This window comes from Idiomarina sp., from assembly GCF_048265525.1.
Lineage (GTDB): Bacteria > Pseudomonadota > Gammaproteobacteria > Enterobacterales > Alteromonadaceae > Idiomarina.
The window spans coordinates 252048-272047 of sequence record NZ_JBLXBI010000002.1; the positions used below are offsets into that span (position 1 = coordinate 252048).

At 47.8% G+C, this 20000-nt stretch carries 16 protein-coding genes; 7 read left to right on the forward strand and 9 right to left on the reverse strand.

Annotation, left to right across the window (positions count from 1 at the left end; genetic code table 11):
* Positions 1-84: 84 nt before the first annotated feature.
* The 3 genes from ACN0TF_RS06665 to narL form a co-directional block, all read right to left on the reverse strand.
* The gene (locus ACN0TF_RS06665; RefSeq protein WP_011233443.1) at positions 85-282 is read right to left on the reverse strand and encodes a YfhL family 4Fe-4S dicluster ferredoxin; all 198 of its coding nucleotides are present in this window, start codon (positions 280-282) and stop codon (positions 85-87) included.
* Entirely contained in the window at positions 279-1577 is a 1299-nt protein-coding gene (yegQ, locus tag ACN0TF_RS06670) for a tRNA 5-hydroxyuridine modification protein YegQ (RefSeq protein ID WP_417441278.1), read from the reverse strand. The genes ACN0TF_RS06665 and yegQ overlap by 4 nt, the downstream gene beginning before the upstream one ends.
* A 137-nt stretch (positions 1578-1714) precedes the next feature.
* The gene (narL, locus tag ACN0TF_RS06675; protein WP_417441279.1) at positions 1715-2374 is read right to left on the reverse strand and encodes a two-component system response regulator NarL; all 660 of its coding nucleotides are present in this window, start codon (positions 2372-2374) and stop codon (positions 1715-1717) included.
* 248 nt (positions 2375-2622) lie between these two features.
* Here narL and ACN0TF_RS06680 point away from each other — a divergent pair, with 248 nt between their 5' ends.
* Positions 2623-3927 carry a nitrate/nitrite transporter gene (locus ACN0TF_RS06680; RefSeq protein ID WP_417441280.1) on the forward strand — a complete coding sequence of 435 codons (1305 nt, stop codon included), beginning with the start codon at positions 2623-2625 and terminating at the stop codon, positions 3925-3927.
* Positions 3928-3948: 21 nt separating this feature from the next.
* Here the strand turns inward: ACN0TF_RS06680 and ACN0TF_RS06685 are convergent, their stop codons facing one another.
* Both ACN0TF_RS06685 and ACN0TF_RS06690 read right to left on the reverse strand, forming a co-directional pair.
* Entirely contained in the window at positions 3949-5745 is a 1797-nt protein-coding gene (locus ACN0TF_RS06685; protein WP_417441281.1) for an ATP-binding protein, read from the reverse strand.
* 196 nt (positions 5746-5941) lie between these two features.
* Positions 5942-8182, reverse strand: coding sequence for a nitric-oxide reductase large subunit (locus ACN0TF_RS06690; RefSeq protein WP_417441282.1), 2241 nt, complete (start codon positions 8180-8182; stop codon positions 5942-5944).
* A 370-nt stretch (positions 8183-8552) separates the two neighbouring features.
* On the opposite strand from ACN0TF_RS06690, the gene nrdG reads away from it, so the two are divergent.
* The 3 genes from nrdG (at position 8553) to nhaD (ending at position 12492) form a co-directional block, all read left to right on the forward strand.
* On the forward strand, positions 8553-9026 hold the full coding sequence (gene nrdG / locus ACN0TF_RS06695) for an anaerobic ribonucleoside-triphosphate reductase activating protein (RefSeq protein WP_417441283.1): 474 nt from the start codon (positions 8553-8555) through the stop codon (positions 9024-9026).
* Positions 9027-9028: 2 nt separating this feature from the next.
* Entirely contained in the window at positions 9029-10867 is a 1839-nt protein-coding gene (gene nrdD / locus ACN0TF_RS06700) for an anaerobic ribonucleoside-triphosphate reductase (RefSeq protein ID WP_417441284.1), read from the forward strand.
* A 191-nt stretch (positions 10868-11058) separates the two neighbouring features.
* A complete protein-coding gene (nhaD, locus tag ACN0TF_RS06705) occupies positions 11059-12492 on the forward strand; it encodes a sodium:proton antiporter NhaD (RefSeq protein WP_417441285.1) in 1434 nt (477 codons plus the stop codon).
* A 395-nt stretch (positions 12493-12887) separates the two neighbouring features.
* Here nhaD and hemN read toward each other — a convergent pair whose 3' ends face one another.
* Positions 12888-14249, reverse strand: coding sequence for an oxygen-independent coproporphyrinogen III oxidase (gene hemN, locus ACN0TF_RS06710; protein ID WP_417441286.1), 1362 nt, complete (start codon positions 14247-14249; stop codon positions 12888-12890).
* Positions 14250-14283: 34 nt separating this feature from the next.
* Positions 14284-14781: a ubiquinone anaerobic biosynthesis accessory factor UbiT gene (ubiT, locus tag ACN0TF_RS06715; protein ID WP_417441287.1), complete on the reverse strand. Its 498-nt coding sequence runs from the start codon at positions 14779-14781 to the stop codon at positions 14284-14286.
* A 93-nt stretch (positions 14782-14874) separates the two neighbouring features.
* Here ubiT and ubiU point away from each other — a divergent pair, with 93 nt between their 5' ends.
* The 3 genes from ubiU (at position 14875) to ACN0TF_RS06730 (ending at position 18053) form a co-directional block, all read left to right on the forward strand.
* Positions 14875-15867: a ubiquinone anaerobic biosynthesis protein UbiU gene (gene ubiU / locus ACN0TF_RS06720; protein WP_286824149.1), complete on the forward strand. Its 993-nt coding sequence runs from the start codon at positions 14875-14877 to the stop codon at positions 15865-15867.
* A 5-nt stretch (positions 15868-15872) separates the two neighbouring features.
* Positions 15873-16745, forward strand: coding sequence for a U32 family peptidase (locus tag ACN0TF_RS06725; protein WP_417441288.1), 873 nt, complete (start codon positions 15873-15875; stop codon positions 16743-16745).
* A 105-nt stretch (positions 16746-16850) separates the two neighbouring features.
* The gene (locus tag ACN0TF_RS06730; protein ID WP_417441289.1) at positions 16851-18053 is read left to right on the forward strand and encodes an NnrS family protein; all 1203 of its coding nucleotides are present in this window, start codon (positions 16851-16853) and stop codon (positions 18051-18053) included.
* Here ACN0TF_RS06730 and ACN0TF_RS06735 read toward each other — a convergent pair.
* Positions 18050-18442, reverse strand: a complete 393-nt coding sequence (locus ACN0TF_RS06735; protein WP_255801535.1) for a YbaN family protein — start codon at positions 18440-18442, stop codon at positions 18050-18052. The genes ACN0TF_RS06730 and ACN0TF_RS06735 overlap by 4 nt on opposite strands.
* Positions 18439-19983: a nitric oxide reductase transcriptional regulator NorR gene (gene norR / locus ACN0TF_RS06740; protein ID WP_417441290.1), complete on the reverse strand. Its 1545-nt coding sequence runs from the start codon at positions 19981-19983 to the stop codon at positions 18439-18441. Before norR ends, ACN0TF_RS06735 begins: the two co-directional genes overlap by 4 nt.
* Between the last annotated feature and the right edge of the window lie 17 nt (positions 19984-20000).

The following is a 20000-nucleotide window of genomic DNA, read 5'->3' on the forward strand; positions in this document are numbered from 1 at the left end:
GTCATCTCATCTGCTGAATTATTGATCTGGTTCACTATACAAAACCCTCCAGCAAATTTATCTACCTCTAAAGAGAGATGAGAGTTACCCCTTATCTTGTAGAATATCGACAGCCTCTACCGGACATACCGCGTAGCAGTTCGGTGTATCGTAATAACCTTCACACTCTACGCACTTATCCTGGTTTATCTCGTAAATGCTGTCGCCCATAGAAATCGCTTCGGTTGGGCATTCGGGTTCGCAAACATCACAGTTAATACAGCCATCGTTAATAACAATCATGCTACTTTCCTCACGGTTGCTTCTTTTATCAGAAAACAAAAGGGAATATCGTTTTTCTCTATGCTAACCGGTGTCTGCAGTTTCACTTGATAACCGGAACCGGGCGCGCGGATCATGGCCTCGTCTTTAAGCGACTCCATGCGGGCCAATTGAAACGGATAATTACCTTTGGGTGTCATCAGCAGCAGTTCATCACCAATAGAAAAGCCATTTTTCACTTCAACCTCATATAAGGTGTTGTCGGCGGTTGCTGCTGCCAGTTGTCCGACTAGAATATGCTCGCCTTCGCTGTGCGAGCGTTCATAATTCTGCAAGTCTTGTGGCGTATGGCGTTGTAAGAAGCCCGCAGTGAACCCTCGATTTGCCATACCTTCCAGTTCGCTAAGCAGCTCGTTATTAAAAGGCTTACCGGCCACGGCGTCGTCAATTGCGCGCCGATAAACCTGAGCTGTTCTGGCAATGTAATAGTCTGACTTAGTGCGGCCTTCAATTTTTAAGGAATGCACACCCATCTCAACTAAGTCCTTTACATATTCAACCGCGCGTAAATCCTTCGAGTTCATGATGTAGGAGCCGTGTATGTCCTCATCCAGCAACATTAAGTCCTGCGGACGCTTCGGGTCGCCGAGAAGTACTGGTTCATATTGACCCACAGCGTTTTCCTTTGCTTCGTGCACCTCATACCCCCAGCGACAGGCATTGGTGCAGGCGCCCTGATTGGGGTCGCGCTTGTTCATATAGCCAGACAGCAGGCAGCGTCCGGAATAGGCCATGCACAGCGCGCCGTGTACAAATACTTCAACTTCCATGTCGGGCACTTGCTTGCGCATTTCAGCAATTTCTTTGAGGCCCAGTTCGCGCGACAAAATAACGCGCTCAATGCCTTGCTGTTGCCAGAACTGAAGTGCAGCCCAGTTGACCGTGTTGGCCTGTACCGATAAGTGCAGAGGTTGTTCGGGAAAGTACTGTTGTAGCAGCATAACGACGCCGGGGTCAGACACAATTAAGGCATCGGGCTTCATGTCGATAATGGTGCAAATGTGTTCAACAAAACGGGCCAGCTTGGCGTTGTGCGGCGCAATATTGACCACAACATAAAAACGCTTTCCCTGCTTATGAGCTTCGTTAATGCATTCGCCTAAGTTCTCCAGGGTAAAGCTGTTATTGCGTACCCGCAGACTATAGCGAGGTTCGCCAGCATAGACGGCATCTGCACCGTAAGCAAAAGCCATACGCATAGCCTCGGGGCTACCGGCAGGACAAAGTAACTCTGGACGGAAATTTGCGGCTGACATAAAACACCTGTATCACCAAATTAACGGTGAAGAATAGCAGAATCAGGGAATTGACAGCTTGACGCAAATCAAGGAGAGATAGCGAGGGTAGGTGCTGGCAGAGTACCCTCGCAATTATGAACGACTATTATCAGTCATTATTGAGGCGCTTTATTGCCCTGTAGGTTAACCATCCATACGGCGGCCTCAACCCGGGAGCGTAGCCCCAGTTTTTTCAGTAAGTGTTTTACGTGCACTTTCACCGTGCCATCTGAAATATCCAGTTCGCGGGCAATGACTTTATTACTCATGCCTTTGGCAATTAAGCTTAAAATTTCGTGCTCGCGATTGGTTAAGTTACTCAATTGCGAAGTGGTTGACTGTGTTGGTTGTCGCAGTGCAGTTGCCAGTATTTCGGTAATGGCTTCGCTTAAAACCATTTTGCCGGTAACAGCGCGGTGAATTTGTTCCAGCAGCAGTTCTGGTTCCATGTCTTTTAGCAGGTAACCGTCGGCACCATTGGTTATAGCAGCAACCACGTCATCATCAGCATCACTCACTGTTAACATGATAATCCGCGAGGTGACTCCTGAGTCGCGGAGTCTTTTCAGAGTTTCTATGCCATCCATACCCTGCATGTTCAAATCCAGAACGATTAAGTCAGGGTCATGCTCTGCTGCTAACAGCAAGGCGTCCGGGCCATTACTGGCCTCTGCGACAACGGTCATGTCATCTTCCATCGCAATCAACTGCTTTAATCCTTTGCGCAGTAGCGGATGATCATCCACTAGCATAATGCTGGCCGCTTCGGTTGTCATCGTGTTCTCCCTTATAAATTTAACCCGGTTAGTTTGACACAGCTTGTGCACAAATTCACCGCAGACAAGCATGACTTACACTTCTGAATAAAGTTCTACCCCGAAAGAGGTAGCTGTTTACCCAATAATAAACCCAAAACTAACTCTTGATGTGAGTTGTATCCAAACCCTCATAGTTGCACAGTCCTTACTCTGTGAATATGACAACGAATTGCAATGTTATGGGCAAAGTTTCGCAAGCGAATACAATGAGCGATTTTCGTGATTACCTCGGTTCTCGCGCGCTTTCCCGTGGGTTAACACTGAGTGTGTTATTGCTTGGTGTCACATTTTGGGCAAGCTGGAGCGTTATCGTTGTCTTGCTGGCAAAATCAAACCTCAAGTTAAGCCCGGTTCAGTTGTTGTCATTAGTTGCTATTGCTGGTGCAAGCGGGGCAGTGTCCAAGCTGTTAGGAACGTTGCTGGCAAACATCCTCGGACGGTGGATGCCTACAGTGATTGCCACTCTTATGCTGCTAATGAGTACTATCAGCTTTGTGCAATTTTCAGCTGTGCAGCTGAGCTATCCAATATTGGTTGCTTTAGCCGCGGGGTCAGGCATTGGCTGCATGATGTTTGCGCCCGCATTCGACTTAACCCGCCAGTCAAAGATTATGATCCCCTTGCCATTGTCCATGAGCCTGGTTATTGGCATGACGATATTCTCTCTGTTTTTAGCTCAGTTGGTTGTTCCTCTGCTGGCTACCTGGCAGTTGGCTGCAGTGGATTCTGCTCTCATACTGGAACGCAGTAGTGGTCACTTTTTTGCTCGCATTGAGGCAGGTCAGGCTATTTTGCTAAACAATTTCAGTTTTGTCTGGGCGATCCTTTTTGGCCTGACAGCTATTTTGAGTGCCGCCGCTGCTTTATTGTCAAACCACAAACAGTCATTACCCAAAGTTACCTTAAAAAAGCTGCTGACTCACAATGGGCACGTCTGGTATTGCAGTATTTTGTACAACATGACGTTTGGCAGTTTTATCGGCTTTACTATGGCATTACCTTTGATGCTGGAATTTGTGTTCGGTTACAGCACCTTAATTCTGGTGTGGATGGGGCCTTTTATTGCTCTGTTAGCCCGGCCCTTCGGGCGTTGGCTGGCAACTATTTTTGGTGGTGCCCTGATAACGCAAGTGAGTTTGTTACTGATGATGATATTTGGGGCTTTGGCTGGCCGCTACATGTATTTTGCTCAACATGGTGCCACTGAACTCTACTTTGAGCCTTTCTTCATCAGCATGTTGGGGCTGATTTTTACCAGCGCTTTAGGGAACGGTTCAGTCGTTGTCAGTATGACCAAAGTCTTTCCCAGAACTTATACTCACAGAGTGTTAATTTGGGCGGGCACTATCGCGATGCTGGGCGCGGTTTATTTGCCCTTGCGCTTTGCCTGGGCTTTGCAGTCGCAAAATATGGATACCGTTTATATCGATTTCATTGTTTTTTATGTTATCGGGCTCTTGTTAAACGGTTTTGTCTATTTGCGCCGACGCGGCCAGTTCTATAACCCTTAAGAGTGTGGACGGTGTCTTTCACTATTGCAGCAAATAGTCCGGTGTAAAGGTGAAGCAAACTTCTGTTCCTCCGCTTTCCAGTCTTGAGATTTTTATTTCACCACCAAGGTTACGACTGCGTTCCTGCATAATGGCTAACCCGTAATGGTTAACCTTCTCCGCATTCTCAGGTAAACCGATGCCATCATCAGTAATTTTAAGTTCCACGTCTTGTCCACTGGGTTGCGACAGACTAATGTGTACTTCACTCCCTTGACTATGGTTTACCGCATTCTGACTGGCTTCACGAATAATTTGCAGTAAATGGATCTCTTCATGGGGCACCAGTGGAATGTTGTTAAGGCGATAGTCCAGATGGACAACCATATTACTTTGTTCGGTTAACTGCTTAACCGTCGTCTGCAATGCGCTGTAAAGTCCTGAGCCATCAACTTTTAAGCGGAAGGTCGTGAGCAATTCCCGCAACTGCCGGTAGGCCGAGTTTAGACCCTCTCTCAGCTCGTTACTGACATCATCTATAGTGGCGCGATCGTTCTTTTCAATGCCTTTGTGTAGCCGCGTAACCTGAATTTTTAAGTAGGACAAAGCCTGTGCCAGTGAGTCGTGCAGTTCGCGGGCTATAACGGTACGCTCGTGCATTAACGCCAGCCGCCGCACTTGCTCTTCCTCAGATTTCAGGCTCTGCGACAAGGCAAGCTGATCCGCTGTGGAACTCATCAATTGCTGTTGCCAGGTTGCCAGAGGCTGTCCCTGTTCGCAGCGAACAATTAATACACCGTAGTTTTGCTCTTCCCGTTTTAGCACAAAGCGATAAACCATTTTGTCATCTATTACCGAAGCACCAGGGCCAGCTTTAAGGCAGGTTGCGCAGTCACCGGCTTCACAGGGTTCGTGTGAATTGGGACGCGGTTGCAGTTGCAAAAACGGGCGGTTACCTTCTTCCGTTAACAGACATAACTCAATGTCATCCACTTCACCAATTTCGTATAGCTTTTCGATAACTTGCTGGTAATTATTGTAGTCATAGCTGTGCACGATAATGGAGCGTGCGGTATCGTACAGAAAGGACAACACTTTGTTTTTGCGCGACAGTTCCTGAGTTTGTTGCTCTACCCGGCGTTCAAGGCCACCATAAAAGTAGCTGACTGTTTCCGACATTTTGTTCATTGTGCGGGACAGCTGGCCTATTTCGTCTTCGTTATCAATTTTTGACTTAGCGGTAAAGTCGCCCTGACCTAAACGTTTGGAAACCGCCAGCAGGTGTCGAAGCGGTTGGTTGATTTTTCGTTTTAGCACGGTAAGTAAAAAGAAAAATATGGCAACGATAAAAAATGAGGCTAGAGCCAGAGAGCTGCGAACCGTCTCCATCCGTTTTTCTGAGTGATCTTGCAGCTGGCCGACCAGAGTGTCCAGCTGATTCACATAGTTGTCTATGGCGTTACTTTGCTGCTGGGAAAAGCGAGCAAAATCCTGCTCTGCTATTTCCGAGTGCACCCGTTGCCATTCGGTTTGGGCATCTTTGGCTAACTGCTGAACACTGCCGCCGGCTTTTACGAAGTGGCGATGAAGCAGGGGTTGTTCCCAGAGTGTTTCTATTTCTTGCGCCGTTTCGCTGGCCTGAACATTCTTGCCGCTAGATAACTGTAACGCAAACTTATAGGCTTTCATCCGGTGTGAACCCGCAACGTTAATCAACTCGGCGTCCTGCTCTGATTTTTCCAAAAGCCAGAATGCAGATAGAGAAGAGGCGCTGGCAACAATCACGATAAGCGCAAGCGATACTCTGAAGACATTAATTATAGAAGCGTTGCGTATCATTCCGGGCGACGTCCTGAGTGAAAGTTCCGGTACATGATATAGCATTTCGAAAGGGGGGCAAAAATAAGTGCAGATTAATTCATCAGTTTATTGTGGCGGTGGTATCGGGTTTGCGGCTCATACTTCCTCCAGTAAACTCCTCACAAAAGAAAAACCAAGCTTCTACAACAATTGCAGAAGCTTGGTTTATTAAGGGTTAATCAGATTTATGCTTTAAGCCTTTTACAACTTGCCAGCTGATACCTAATGCGCCAACGATGAAGATCATGTCGCCAACTGTACGGAACCAGCGTAGGTTCTGTAGCAGAGGCTGTTGCATGAAGGCTTCACTACGCGCATACCACAAGCCTTCGCTGGCAGCGGCGTAAAACTGAATGAAGCCGACAGGCAACAAGCTGGTGAAGAGCATTAGTGCTAAGCCAATGTTCATGGTCCAGAACGCCATTTTCATCAGTTTTTCATCGAACTGTAGATTCGGGCGAATGTAACGCAGAATCAACAGGACGAAACCAAGCGCCAGGAATCCGTACACACCAAATAATGCTGCGTGTGCGTGAGTTGGCGTAGTGTTCAAGCCTTGCACGTAGTACAGAGAGATAGGCGGGTTGATCATAAAGCCGAGTACACCTGCGCCCAGCATGTTCCAGAAAGCAACTGCAACGAAGCACAATAGTGGCCACTTAATGCGTTGCATCCAGGTTGCGCGTTTTTGCAGGCTGTAGTTCTCCCAGGCTTCATAGCCCAGAACAATCAGTGGCACGACTTCTAATGCTGAGAACGTTGCACCCACGGCCATGACCGGAGTGGTTGTGCCGGCAAAGTACAAGTGGTGGAACGTTCCTGGTACACCACCGAGCATAAACAGCGACGCAGAAGCCAGCGCTGCAACGGTTGCCATGCGACGGGAAACCAAGCCCATGCTGTGGAAAATAAAGGCCAGTGAGGCAGTTGCGAACACTTCGAAGAAGCCTTCTACCCACAGGTGAACAATCCACCAGCGCCAGTATTCCATAATAGAAATGTGAGTACGCTCGCCGTAGAAGAAACCAGCACCGTAGAACAGGCCAATAGCAACTACCGAAGCGGTAAACAGTGCCAGTAAGTTCTTGTCGCCCTTGACTTTGAATGCACCCCACACACAGCGCATCATCAGTACCAGCCAGAATACGATACCCAGGAACTTACCAATTTGCCATAAGCGACCTAAATCGACGTACTCATAGCCCTGGTGACCTAACCAGAAGTTCAGGTGTTCAGGCATAATTTGCGCAATGGCTAACCAGTTACCGATAAAGGTACCAGCAACAACTAACACCAGTGCCCAGAACAGGATATCGACACCCAGTTTCTGATACTTAGGATCTTTACCGCCATTAATAATCGGCGCAAGAAAGAGGCCTGCAGCCAGGAACCCGGTGGCAATCCAGAACATGGCAGCCTGAATGTGCCAGGTACGGGTTAGTGAGTAGGGGAACCACTCTGAAATATTAATGCCGTAGAATTCCTGTCCTTCGACTGTGTAGTGTGCGGTTAAGCCTCCCAGTAAAACTTGTAGCGAGAACAACGCAACCACAATAAACAGGTATTTACCTAAGGCTTTTTGTGAGGGCGTGAGCTTAATTTTGGCTATGGGATCATGCTCTGGCGCAACAGGGTCTTCTTCGTCGTGTTGACGTAAAAACGCCCATGCCCAGATTAAGAAGCCAACACCTGCAATTAAGAGAATCACACTGACAATTGACCAGATAATATTTTCCGCGCTAGGCACGTTATCTATCAAGGTTTCATGAGGCCAGTTGTTGGTATAAGTAATGTCTGAGTCAAAACGTTCTGTCGACGCGGCCCAGGCTGTCCAGAAGAAAAAGTCGTTCATTACCGCACGACGCGCTTCTGAAGGAAGCGTATTTTCTTTCATGGCGTAGCTGACGCGGGTAGGGCGCAGCTCCGGGTCATCGCTGAACAGCTTTGAGTAATACTCGCCGGTCTGCTCAATAGCCTGAATGCGTCGTTCACTTAGAATAACGGTATCTGAAGCTTTATCGTAAGTATTAGTCCGATACTCTTCTTTCAGCTCGTATTCAAGTTGATTTTGCTGCGAACCCTCAAGTTGTTCGTAGGGTTTGCCAAAGACTTCGTTGGCGCGAATGTCCAGCCAGGCAAGAAGTTCGCGGTGTAACCAGTCAGCTGTCCAGTCGGGCGCCTGGTAAGCACCGTGCCCCCAAATGGAACCCAGTTGCATGCCACCAACAGACTGCCAGGCGGTTTGCCCGTCTAAAACAGACTCTTCGGTTGCAATGACTTTGCCATTGGTACTCATGAACTTATCCGGAATAGGCGGAGCCTCCCGGTAAACTTCCGTTCCGAAGTACCCTAAAAGTCCAAAGGTAATTGCGAGAACCGCAATTAGCGTCCACCAAAGCTTACGATAACCGGCCATAATTGACCTCCTTGATGCTGAACAGCTTCATATTGTTACTCCATAGGTTTATGAGCAGAGAATTTTTATTAATTCGCTATGCATTCATCTAAGTGCAATATTGAGGCCATAGTTTAATTAACTGATAAATAAGGGATTTAATTTAAAAAGGGTATTTATGACTTAAGTTTATTAGGTTGTTTTTACTTTTATGGTTAAAAGTACCCTAAAGGTTATTTCTACCCTTTAATGGGTATCTCTTTATGGCCCCGTCATTTTTTCCTTCTTGCTTAAATCTTGAGCGTGATCAATGCACTCGAAACAGACTTAACTATGCTGAAGCACAATATGTAGTGATTATTTTTAAGTTAATAACAATATATGGTGTTTTATGGCGATTTACCCTACAAGGCTACATTACAGCGCGGAACAAATTGTCTGGCAGGAGGTTCCCGGAGAAGTGGCCTTAGCTTACACCATTACCGGCTGCCCGGTTGGCTGTAAAGGTTGCCATAGTGTGGATAGCTGGCCGGTGGGAAGTGGTTCTCCGCTAACGCCGGAGCATCTTACGCAGCAGTTGCAAAAATACCATGGGTTAATTAGCTGCGTTCTCTTTCTGGGCGGCGAATGGCAGCCCACAGCACTACTGAAACTATTAAAGCAAGTACGAAACGAAGGGCTAGAGACCTGCTTGTATACCGGTTATGAAGACGTCTCTCTGACCCTTCGCGAACAACTGACTTATTTAAAAACCGGGCCGTGGATTGCTGCCCGGGGTGGGCTGGAAAGCCCAACCACCAACCAACGCTTTTATGATTTACGAACACAGCAGTTACTGAACTGCAAGTTTCAAACAGGAGAATAATTATGTTGCGCTTAAACGAAGAACAAGTCACTGGCAAAGTCGATTTCATTCACGAGTATCTGCATGCTCAAAATGCGGCTGATGGATCGAAAATGGATGCAAACGCCAATGTCACACAAAAGAATATAGCAACGCTTGAAGCTGAGTTAATGAAAGATTTTTTTGTGCAGGTTAACCGCAAACAGGTCAGCAATAAAATTAGCGAACTCTTTGGTAATGATTTGGCGAAAGAATATGTTCGGCAAATTGAGAATCATGAAATTTACGTGCATGACGAAACCAGTCTGAAGCCTTATTGTGTCTCGGTCACTATGTATCCGTTTTTACGTGACGGCTTAACTAAGCTGGGTGGCGAGTCTCAGGCACCTAAGCATTTAGAGTCGTTCTGCGGCACCTTTGTTAACTTTGTTTTTGCCGTGAGCTCGCAGTTTGCGGGGGCTGTTGCAACGGTCGAGTTCTTAACTTACTTTGATTACTTTGCCCGCAAAGACTACGGCGACGACTACTTAAATACCCATCGTCACCAAATTGAAAACCATCTGCAGCACGTGGTGTATGCGTTGAATCAGCCTGCGGCGGCTCGCGGCTACCAGAGTGTGTTCTGGAATATCTCTATTTATGACCAGCATTACTTTGACAGTATGTTTGGCGAGTTTGTTTTCCCTGCGGACTTCACTAAACCGGAGTGGCGCTCGGTTAGCGCACTACAGGACTTCTTCCTGGACTGGTTTAACAAGGAACGGGAAAAGACCATTTTGACCTTCCCTGTGGTAACAGTGGCTATGCTGACGGACAACGGAAAGTGCAAAGATCAGCTGTTTGCCGAAAAAATTGCCGGGGAAATGGCAAGCGGTAATTCCTTCTTTGTCTACTTGTCCGACAATGCCGACTCGTTAGCGTCCTGTTGCCGGCTACGCAGTGAAATTAGCGACAATACGTTCTCCTACACTTTGGGTGCCGGTGGTGTCGCGACAGGCTCTATTAATGTCATTACCATGAACATGAACCGTTTGGTGCAGGATGGCCGAGATTTAGAGGAAGAAATCAGCAAAATTCACAAATATCAGGTGGCTTACAGAAAGCTGATGGAAGAATACAAGGAAGCGGGCTTATTAACCGTGTACGACGCGGGCTTTATTACCCTGGACAAGCAGTTTTTGACTATTGGTATTAACGGCATGGTTGAAGCGGCTGAATCTCAGGGCATTACTGCGGGAAACAACGAGGCCTATAAAGACTTTGTGCAAAGCCATCTAAAAGTGATTTATGACGCAAACAAGGCCGCTAAAAAAGAATACGGATATATGTTTAATACCGAGTTTGTGCCAGCAGAAAACTTGGGTGTGAAGAACGCCAAGTGGGACCGATCTGACGGCTATAAAGTGAGCCGTGACTGCTACAACTCCTACTTTTATGCCGTAGAAGACGAAGATGCCAATGCACTGGATAAACTGGTTCTTCACGGAAAAGAATTGATTGAATACCTGGATGGCGGTTCGGCATTGCATTTGAACCTTGATGAAAAGCTCAACACCTCAGGTTATTTGTCGTTACTCAATATTGCCGCGAAAACGGGCTGTAATTACTTCTGCATTAACGTCAAAATTACCATTTGCAACGCCTGCGAGCAGATTGATAAACGCACTTTAAGCGAATGTTCTTACTGTGGTTCTGAAGATATCGATTACGGAACCCGGGTGATTGGTTACTTAAAACGAGTGTCTGCTTTTAGTGCAGGCCGTCGAAAAGAGCACCATTTGCGTCATTATCACCGCAAGCAGCCTGCAGAGGTTGCTGTGGGTGCGGCACAATCCAATAGGGTATTGCGCAGAGCTAGCTAAAGTGGCACAAAATGCTTACAGAGAGGGATTAATTTTCCCTCTTTCTGTAGCTCTCAGAATTCGAGTTTTGTGGTAATCTCCGCGCGAAAATTCCTGCCGGAATAATCAACCACTTTCATTCTTAACCACCAACCAACAAGGAGAGTTGGTGCAGTTTATCTTTTGGTTCTGAACTGCACTAAAAAAACGCTATGAAAAGATTGCTGTTTACCGTCATTTCGCTGCTGTTTTCGGTATCAGTACTGGCTGCAGAACCCTCTGCTGACCGTATCGATCTCACGTCATCGACCGTTGGTTACGCTGCCATCGTTATTTTTATCCTTGCGTATATTTTGGTGATGGGAGAAGAGAAACTGCACATGAGAAAATCCAAGCCTGTGCTGGTTGCGGCGGGGGTTATATGGATACTCATAGGGTTTGTTTACAGTGGCGACAACGCGGTCCTCGCGGAAGAAGCCTTCCGGGAAAACTTACTAAAGTTCGCAGAGTTGATGTTGTTTTTGCTGGTGGCAATGACCTACATCAATGCGTTGGAAGAACGGCGTTTGTTCGATGCGCTCAGCGCCTGGTTGATGAAAAAGGGCTTTACCTATCGAAAACTCTTCTGGATAACCGGCTTTTTAGCGTTTTTCATCTCGCCTATTGCGGACAACCTGACCACCGCTTTGCTGATGTCGGCGGTGGTGATGAAGGTGGCCGAGGGCAATAAAAAGTTTGTCGCGCTTTGCTGTTCCAGTATTGTTATAGCGGTTAATGCCGCCGGTGCATTCAGCCCGTTTGGGGACATAACCACGCTTATGGTGTGGCAGTCCGGCAAAGTAGAATTTACCGAGTTCTTACAGCTGTTTGTGCCCGCGTTGGTGAACTACTTAATACCCGCAATTATCATGAGCTTCTTTATTGAGAACAAAAGTCCGACAACATTGCATACCGAAGTCGAGCTTAAGCGCGGAGCCCTGCGCATTACTTTCTTGTTCTTATTAACAGTCGCAACCGCCGTTGCATGCCACATTTGGCTGCATTTACCGCCGGTGCTCGGTATGATGATGGGGCTGGGCTACTTACAGTTTTTCGGTTACTTCCTGCGTATGACCCTGCCGGGATCACTGGCGCGCAAGCGAGCAATGGCAGAACGCGAAGGCGACCAAAAACGCCTGCAACAACTTGGTGGTGTCGTGCCATTCGACGTATTCAGCCGGGTTTCCCGTGCCGAATGGGACACCTTGCTGTTTTTCTACGGCATTGTGCTGTGCGTTGGCGGTTTAGGCTTTATGGGTTATTTAGGTTTACTGTCCGAGTCTCTTTACGGTGGTTTAGACCCAACCATAGCAAACAGTATTCTAGGTGTGGTCTCCGCTCTTGTGGATAACATCCCGGTGATGTTTGCAGTACTGTCCATGGACCCTGAAATGTCCACCGGACACTGGCTGCTAATAACCCTGGCCTGTTGTACCGGCGGCAGCCTGCTCTCTATCGGTTCCGCATCAGGCGTTGCCTTAATGGGACAAGCCAGAGGTTACTACACCTTTATGTCGCACCTGAAATGGACACCGGTAATAGCAATAGGCTACGCAGCCAGCATCCTGCTACACCTATGGCTAAACCAAGCCACCTTCCTCAGCTAGCGGGGAAGGGGAAAGGCTCTCTCGGGAAAGGACTGTTGCGCTCAGAGAGACGCCGTAAACCCATCCCTGGGGGCTTGGGTGGCGCCATCCTTGGCGCCACACACTCTCTGAGCGCAACAGCCCTTTCCCTCAACACCTTCCCCTGTTGCTCTACCTCTATCTAGTTGGATGCTTCGTCGCACTCGCTTTTCGGAAGCTACCGTTGATCTGACTATTAAGGTTTGCTTTCCAAAGTCAGCTGATAGAGGTAACCCGGTCGCAATATGCGCCGGGGAGAGCCTAAGAAAGTGTGTGGCGCCAAGGATGGCGCCACCCAAGCCCTACAGGGAAGTACTTGCGGGCGTCTTTCTTAGGCTCTCCCCAAGCGTATGAAGGCCGGGTTACCGCCCCAGCCGCTAAACGACTTTGGAGTAGCGGTTTTGGCCGTGATCCAGGTATTCGTCGAAACAGGCGCAGATACTGCGAACCCAGAGGCGACCTAAGTCGGTGACGCGGAGCTTTTTGTCGGAGACGTCGACTAGACCGTCTTCAATGAATGGTTTTAGTAGTGGTATGGCTTCGGCGAAATGAGCCCAAAAATCTTCGAGATCCCATTCTGCTTTAAAAGCTTCTATATCAAGCTCGAAATGGCAAATAACCTGAGAAATTAATGCGGCACGCAGCTTATCTTCGTCGTTTAACGCCATGCTTTTTATAATGGGTTTTTGTCCGTTATCTATCATTTTGTAGTAGGCAGGAAGCTCTTTTTCGTGTTGCCACAGTACACCGTTCACCTGGCTAATGGATGAAACACCTAAGCCCAGCAGTGCGTCCTGACCGTCGGTAGTGTAGCCCTGGAAGTTACGCTGCAAGCGGCCTTCGCGCTGAGCTATGGCAAGGCCATCGTCTTTTTTTGCAAAATGGTCCATGCCGATAAACTGATAACCGGCGTCATTCAGCTGAGTAATGGCTTGTTCCAGCAGGCTCAACTTAACCGATGGCTGCGGAATGGACTCTTCCGGTATTTTCTTCTGACCAGCGAAACGCTGGGGTAAATGGGCGTAGCTAAACACTGAAATGCGATCGGGATCCATTTCAATGACTTGCTCAATAGACTTCTTAAAGGTTTCCGGACGCTGGTAAGGCAGGCCGTAAATAAGATCTAAGTTGATTGACTCAAAGCCTAACTCTTTACTGAGTTCTAGCTGGTGTGCAATAAGCTCAATATCCTGTACGCGATTGATCGCAATTTGAACTTTCTTGTCGAAGTCCTGCACCCCGTAGCTGACACGATTAAAACCTAACTCGCGTAAATGGCGAAGCTTTTCGTCGCTGCAGCTGCGTGGGTCAATCTCTATGCTGACCTCAGGATTATCCGCGAAGGTAAAATGCTGATGAACCAGTTCCATTAGGCGGGTCAGTTGCTGTTCAGTCAAAAAGGTTGGGGTGCCACCGCCTAAATGAATCTGGCGGATCTTCTTGTCCTTTACCATTGGCTGGTACATCGCCATTTCGCGGGCGAGGTAATCCAGATACTTATCGGCTTTATGCTGGTGGCGGGTAATTACTTTATTGCAACCACAGTAATAACAAAGCTTGTGACAGAAAGGTAAGTGCAAATACAGACACAGTCCGTCATTTGCATTTTTCAGCGCGGCTTCTATGCGGCTTTCTGAAAATTGTTCGGAAAGCATTAACGCTGTGGGATAAGACGTATAACGAGGTCCATTAATGTTGTATTTTTCTATTAACTCTTTATCCCAGGTAACTGTACTCATAACCACCCCTTGACCCCAGTCAAAAACTATTTAATTAACTTATCTGTATTGTTTCACCTTTTTCTTTATAAATAAAATCACTAAACCGATCTCCTATTAAATATAAGGCCCTTGGTAGCTTTTGATTTACCTCAATAGTGTCTAAGAAGTTTTTTAAATGTAACCCTAATTCGGTATTGCCTTTCACCATTAGTTTTCGATTGAAGAATAATGTGTCAGGGTCAACCTTTCCGTAAATCAGTAAAAGCAGTGCGTCACCGTCTGCTGAGAGCTGTACGTCGGGTTCAACTGGGCTCTTAAGGGATTTTAGTTGGTTTCCTTTTAACGTCAAAAATAGAGATAAATCAATGTCTTTGACCTTTATCTCTATTATGTTCCCGGAAATAAAATTAAGCTCTCCTGAAGAAATTTCTTCCTTAAATAAAAGGTTTAATAACTTTTCAGATCCAAAGTTAATAAATTGAGGCGGAATTAATTTATTTATTGGTCGAATTATTTTAGGTATAGAAGATACCCAATTGGTGGTATTCATATTTTGCTCCTTTTGCAACAACAAAATAAAAGTTGTGAGCACTATAATGAATTAATAATTAGGGTGCTACAAAATATTAAATAGAGGTTTTAAATGGAATTGCTGTGTCCGGCCGGAAGTATCCCTGCATTAAAAGCTGCTATAGAAAATGGTGCCGATGCGGTCTATGTGGGGTTAAAGGATGAAACCAATGCGCGTCATTTCGCGGGTCTGAATTTAAATCAGATGAAGCTAGCAGAAGCAGCGGACTATGTGCACAAGCATGGTCGTAAACTGCACGTTGCCATTAATACCTTTGCGCATGCCAACAGTTGGGAAAAATGGCGAAAGGCGGTTGATGATGCTGTTCTGGCCGGCGCTGATGTATTGATTATTGCAGACCTCGCGGTTCTGGCTTATGCCGCTGAAAGGTACCCCAAAGTTGAAAGGCACTTATCGGTGCAGGCCTCTGCAACCAACGCCGGAGCCATCCGTTTTTACCAGCAGTTTGGCGTGTCGCGGGTGGTCTTGCCCCGAGTTCTGTCTATGCAGCAAGTCAGAGCACTGGCACGCACAACTGACGTCGAGCTGGAAGTCTTTGCTTTCGGTAGTCTCTGCATTATGGCGGAGGGGCGTTGTTATCTTAGCTCTTATTTAACCGGCGAGTCTCCTAATACCGCTGGAGCCTGTTCACCTGCGGCTTTTGTGGAGTGGGACGAACAGGACAATAAACTGGAGTCACGGCTTAACGGCGTGCTTATCGACCGTTTTGATGAAAACGAAAAAGCGGGTTATCCCACTTTATGCAAAGGGCGTTTTTCGGTTGACGACGAAACTTACAACGTACTGGAAGAACCGACCAGCCTGAATACCTTAAGTTTGTTGCCGCAACTGTATAAAGAAGGCATTGCCTCGTTAAAAATTGAAGGGCGGCAGCGCAGCCCGGCTTATGTGTCGCAAATTACCAGAGTCTGGCGTCAGGCTATCGATGCCGTTATGACCGACCCGGACGCCTTTGAAGTGGAAGATAACTGGAATTCGGTTCTGGCCTCACTTTCTGAAGGCAGTCAAACGACGCTGGGCGCGTACCACCGGAAATGGAAGTAACCAATATGAAGTTTTCTCTAGGACCTATTCTGTATTTTTGGCCGAAACAACAGGTTTTTGATTTTTACCAGCAAGCCGCGGAGTCGGATGTTGACCATGTGTATCTGGGCGAAACCGTTTGCAGTAAGCGTCGTGAATTAAAACTGGATGACTATCTGGCGATAGCGCATATGCTGAGAGAAGCCGGGAAAAAAGTAACGCTGTCGACAATGACCTTGTTGGAAGCTCCTGCGGAGCTCCGGGAGCTGGGTAAATATTGCGATAATGGCGAGTTTGATGTTGAAGCCAATGATGTCAGTGCTATTGGGGTGCTGCAGGAGCAGGGGTTGAACTTTACCGCAGGGCCGGCCATTAATATTTATAATCACCAGAGTCTGCGCCGTTTAATTGATATGGGCATGACCCGCTGGGTGGTTCCATTTGAACTTTCCCGCGACTGGCTGCAGGACGTCTTACAGCACAACCTTATTGACACCGTGAGGGACTGCTTTGAAGTGGAAGTTTTCTCCTTTGGTCATATACCTTTGGCCTGGTCTGGTCGTTGCTTTACTGCCCGCTCGGAGAACCGCCCGAAAGATCAGTGCGAGCTGTGTTGCATAAAGTACCCGGAAGGCCGGGAAGTGAAAAGTCAGGAAGGTCAGCAGGTGTTTGTGCTTAATGGTATTCAGACGCAATCGGGTACACGTTATAACCTGATAAACCAGCTGCCGGGTATGAATGGCCTGGTCGATATTGTGCGTATTAGTCCGCAACCCGAGGGAACTTTCGACTGGCTACAACGCTTCCGCAATAATATCAATGGGGAACATCCCGTGACCCTGACGAGCAAAGAGAATAATGGCTATTGGTTACAACTGGCGGGTTTAGCGACAGGCTAGAATCTCTAAATAGGTATTAACCGACTTTTAGTGGTAGAGCGTCGATCTTCGTCAAAATAAAAGGTATATTAAAAATGTATCTTTTATTAATAAGCGGTGACAGTGATGCAAATCACAGACAGACAAAAAGAAGAGCAGTTAACTCCTATTCTGCGGCAGGCGTTTCGGCCATTGTTCCTTTTGGGGGCAGGGTTTAGCGCCATAGCGATGCTGCTGTGGGGGTTAGCTCTTGGCGGAAAGCTCAGTTTGCCTGTATACGGCAACATCATGTTCTGGCACAGCCATGAAATGATATTTGGCTTTGTTATTGCCATAGTCCTGGGTTTTTTATTAACTGCGGTGCAGAACTGGACCGGACTTAGGGCGCCACATGGCAAGACTCTGCTTATTCTGACCGTTTTATGGGCAGCCGCCAGGTTAATGTTGCTGTTGGGCGGTGAACTGCCGTGGTGGTTAGTTGCAGCTGTGGATGTCAGTCTTTTACCTGTTGCCGCGTTGCTGTTCGGGCGTATGGTGTTAAAAGTAAATCAGACCCGGAATTTATTCTTTGTGCCCATTTTGCTGTTGCTGACGGTGTGCAACTTGCTTATGCATTACGGCTTACACTTTGGTCACTATCACATTCAGGTGCTTGGCGCTTACAACGCAGTATTTCTGGTGACTTTGTTAATGGCCATTATTGGCGGACGAGTGCTGCCAATGTTTACTGCCAACGGTACTCAAACGCCTAGAGTAACGCCAATAGTCTGGCTTGATCGCATAGCTTTAGGCAGCTTGTGGCTTATCTTTGCTGTACACTTTCTGAATCTGCACACGCTGTTGCCTAACCAGATAATGGTCGTTTTATTTGGTGTTTCAGCGGTGGCAACCGGGATAAGAGTTGCGCGCTGGAAAATCTGGATAACCTGGAGAGTACCGCTGCTTTGGTCACTGCATTTAGCTTATTGGTTTATCCCCATTGGTCTGGCGTTATTTGCATTGCGTTATGCGGGTTTCGACCTGACGCAGAGTCTGGCGCTGCACTCCTTAACCGCCGGAGCTATGGGAAATATGATCCTCAGCATGGTAGCGCGCGTTTCGTTGGGTCATAGTGGGCGTCCGTTGCAACCAAAACTGATAATGACCGGCGCATTTTTACTGGTGTTAATAGCCGCTTTAACCCGGGTCTTCTTAATCTGGATGGCTCCCGATTTAGCCAGCCACTGGTTAATGTGTAGTGCTTTAGCCTGGACTCTGGCTTATGGCATTTATGTTGTGGTTTATTTTAAGGTGCTGACAACACCCCGCGCCGACGGTAACCCGGGTTAAGTTTCTTCCGGAGAGTGGTCGGGGCGCGCAGCCAGCCAGCACCCGACCACAACCAGCACAACACCGACAATTGCTTTTAGCCACACCGGAACTTGCGGAACAAATAACCATAGTACCAGGTACCCGGTTGCCATCATGACTAAGGCTATTATCTTAGAACGGCGTTTAATGACCCGGTGGTCGCGCCAGGCTTTTATGTCCGGGCCGTATTTGGGGTGGTTAAGTAGCCAGGCTTCAAGCCGGGGCCAGCCTTTACTAGCAGCCCACAATGCCGCAATGAGAAAAGGTACTGTGGGCATTACCGGCAGGGCAATGCCGATAAGTCCAAGTAATACAAAAAATAGCGCCAGAGCGCGCCACAATAATCGAATTAACAGCTCCCGCGTCACGACTTCATTCCCAGCCGGCTGGCCATTTTGTGCAGGTTACTGGCATCCAGCTGCAGGTCTCTAGCGGCCTGACTCCAGCTGTTGTTATGACGGCTTAAAGCTGCCTCTATCATCTTGCGCTGAGTATAATTTACCGCTTCTTTCATCGACACGTTAGCCGGAGGTAAGCTGGCTCCTACGGAGTTTTTTCCAGAGTCGGTGGTGGCTGACAAAGGCAGTTGCACATCCAGATCCAGCATGTCGGGTTCAATGGTGGCAATATCGGTTTTTTCCACACCGTGGCTAAGCAGCTTAATAGCGGCCCGGCTGATAACATGTTCCAGTTCACGCACATTACCTGGCCACTGATACTGTTGTATGGCAAGCTCAGCCTCCGGCGATAAGCGCAAAGCCCGCAACCCCAGACGAGCCCGGTTTAGCTCGAGAAAATGTCCGGCCAGAATAGACACATCGTCACCGCGCTCGCGTAATGGCGGAATTGGCAAAGGATAAACCGAAAGGCGGTGGTATAAATCAGCACGGAAAGTTTCATTACTGACTTGCTGGCGCAGATTTCGGTTGGTGGCGGCTATAAGGCGAACATCTACTTTTCGGTATTTGTCAGAGCCTAAACGCTGAATTTCACCATTTTGCAGTACTCTCAGTAACTTGGCCTGTATGGATAAGGGCAGCTCGCCAACTTCATCCAGAAACAGCGTACCGCCGTGAGCGACTTCAAAGCGTCCTGAACGGTCGCTGGTTGCGCCGGAAAACGCCCCTTTTACGTGTCCAAAAAGCTCGCTTTCCGCAAGTGACTCGGGCAGAGCCGCGCAATTTACATAAATAAGGGGTTTGTCGCTGCGCTGTGAGAGTATGTGCAGTTCACGGGCAAACAGCTCTTTACCGACACCGGTCTCGCCCAGTAGCAGTACGGGCAAATCGGCACTGGCAACCACTCGCAGTTCTTTCAGCACACTTTCAATGGCTTTGCTGTGCCCGATAATTTCCGACTCGTTTCTTTCTGTGGTGCCGGATTTTGGCATAGTGCGTTGCTGGCCTTGTCGCAGAGCCCTGACGTTTTGCTCCAGCTGGCCAATGCGAACGGCGGTCTCAACGAACAAGCTAAACTTTTGCAGTTCAATCATTGAGTTGTCGGTAAATGTACCGGGTTGCAGTGCGTCTAAGGTCAGTACACCCCAACACTTATTCTCCAGATACAAACTAATACCAATGCAGTCGTGAACGGGCAGCGCATTACCTGGCTGCTCAGCGAGCAGTCCGTCGTAGGGGTCTGGTAATGACGAATCGTGCTCAAAACGTACGGGGTTACGAGATGCCAGCAATGCCGCTAACCGGGGGTGCTGTGCTACAACAAACCGACGACCCAAGGCCTCGCGTACCAGCCCCTGAATAGCAACCGGTTGCAGCACTTCATTATCCAGCTTTAATAAAACCACTGCGCCGCAGTTGAAGTGACTGCGCAAGGTGTTGACCAGATTTTGTAAACGAACCGCTGCAGGCTGCTCGGTAAGCAGGTCTGCTAATAGACTTTCTTGCAACATGGTTAAATTGACTGCCC